The organism is Photorhabdus australis DSM 17609 (assembly GCF_000711895.1).
GTDB lineage: Bacteria > Pseudomonadota > Gammaproteobacteria > Enterobacterales > Enterobacteriaceae > Photorhabdus > Photorhabdus australis.
On the sequence record NZ_JONO01000119.1, the window covers coordinates 1 to 2,018 of the forward strand.

Below are 2,018 nucleotides of genomic sequence, written 5' to 3' on the forward strand. Positions count from 1 at the left end.
TGGGCAGCGATATTGAATCGCTCCCGATGCCGGAAGAAAAGGATTTTCGTGATTATATTCTGGTATTTCCCATCCCGAATATGCCACCGGTGTATGTGTATTTGAGTAAGTCTAGAAATGGATTACCACAAGATGGACACAATTATTATCCTGCCCCAAAAACAGAGGAAATTACTGGTGTTTCTGGGTTACGGTCAGCTAAGAAAAAAACTCCAAAACAAAATGGGGGTGGTAAACGGGATAGATGGGTAGATAGTAAAGGCCGCAGAATTTATGAATGGGACTCTCAGCATGGTGAATTGGAAGTTTACCGAGTAAGTGATGGTGAGCACCTTTACTCTATAGATTATAAGACAGGGAAAGAGCTAAAACCTGCGATCAAAGGGCGAAACATTAAACAATATTTGTGAGGTATATAATGGGATTAAAATTAAGATTGGAGTGGTTTGACAAACAAACAGAATTAGGGGAAGGATGTGAATATTCTAAAGATTTTAAAGATAATGCTGATGTTATGGTTAGTGGATTAGGCATATCAACAGAAGATAATATAAATAACGGCGGCTTTGATGTGGAATCTAAATGGGTGATTATTCTACAGCCCCATTTCAGGCATCAAATTGATTTATTAGCTTATGATTATCAAATCTCTTTTGATTATCGAGATTTGTGGTAAACAGAAACTCAACGGATGAACAAAGAACAAGGGTGGTATGAATAATGCTAGATACTGTGGCAGTTATTAAAAGTTTAGGGCAGACAGCCGAACAACTCGTTGAAAGACGGCTTATTCCAGCAGGAAAGTTTGAGTTTCTGTTTGAGAATGCTGATACATTCGATTGTGGACCTGATGTTGGCCTTACATTAGTGTTTCACGCTGATTCAAGAATATTAAAATCTGTACAAATTACACTTATTAATGCTTATGAGGGTAGTGGAGAATATAATGGAGAATTGCCTTATCCATTTTTACGTTCAATGGATAGAACAATTGTTAGAGCCCTTATGGGGGAACCAGATTCTGCTGGTGGCCCAGAAAAAATCCCTGTCATTGGCATGGTGGGTGGATATGATTCTTATACGTTGAATGAGCAATATCCTAATACGAAAGTTCGTCTTCTCTATTTAGCTGATCTAAGGGTACATGCGTTAATATTTGAACGTTTTGAATAAACGTCTTCTGGAGTGTTTTTTTATTTTTATTGGATAGCGGTTAATAAGCCGTTATCCATGTTTATATGCTAGAGGTTAGATATAAATAAAGAGGTTATATAAATAGTGACGATCAGTGTTGAAGAGTTAATTAATAATTTGGGGAAAACTGTAGATCAACTGATTGAAAATCAGGTTATTTCAGTTAATAAATTTGAATACCTTTTTGAAGGAGCTGATACGTTTAATTATGAACCTAAGGCTGGTCTTATCTTGGTATTCGATGATAAATCGAGGAAATTAAGGTCAGTTGAATTTACATTGATTAGTATTTCTAGACGTTCTGGAAATAGTGAAATGTATCATGGGGAAATGCCTCCTCCGTTTACTCTATCAATGGATAAAGTTGCTGTTAGAGCTTTGCTAGGGGAACCTGATGTTACCTCAGAGGAAACAAACATTCCTGTTATTGGTGTTGTCGGCGGACATGATTGTTATATTCGTAAACTTCAATCTGTATACCCTGATACAAATATTCGTGTCCTATATTTAAAAGATTTGCGTGTTCGAGGATTGGTTTTTGAGAGGGAAATATAATTTTTTCTTGTGAAAAATTTGAAAATCTAAGTCTAAGATACATCAGAGAAGGGGATGTAAAAATAATGACGGTTAATGTTGAATCGTTAATTAATAGTTTAGGTAGAACTTACCAGGATATTTATGATGAGGGGCTAATTCCTTATAAAACTAAACCAAGTGGTTTTGCCGGTGGTAGTGTGCTTGGATATGGTTAAAGAAGGCGTCTTTCTGTCTTTCCATCGGGAAGGAAAGCGATTAAAAGAAATTACATTAACTTTGTTTGACGA

At 36.2% G+C, this 2,018-nt stretch carries 4 protein-coding genes and 1 pseudogene; all 5 read left to right on the top strand.

The window, feature by feature from the left end:
• The coding region (locus BO26_RS18325; protein ID WP_201771291.1) for a colicin E3/pyocin S6 family cytotoxin at positions 1-410 on the top strand (410 nt) is incomplete at its 5' end.
• 8 nt (positions 411-418) lie between these two features.
• Positions 419-676 (top strand): colicin E3-like toxin immunity protein, encoded by a 258-nt coding sequence (locus BO26_RS18330; protein WP_036774026.1) that lies wholly within the window; start codon positions 419-421, stop codon positions 674-676.
• 44 nt (positions 677-720) lie between these two features.
• A complete protein-coding gene (locus BO26_RS18335; protein WP_036774029.1) occupies positions 721-1,173 on the top strand; it encodes a DUF6392 family protein in 453 nt (150 codons plus the stop codon).
• Positions 1,174-1,278: 105 nt separating this feature from the next.
• Complete coding sequence (locus BO26_RS18340; RefSeq protein WP_338049159.1) at positions 1,279-1,749, top strand: DUF6392 family protein; 471 nt, start codon at positions 1,279-1,281, stop codon at positions 1,747-1,749.
• Between the two features lie 65 nt (positions 1,750-1,814).
• Positions 1,815-2,018, top strand: a pseudogene (locus BO26_RS18345) (DUF6392 family protein); the annotation flags it as partial.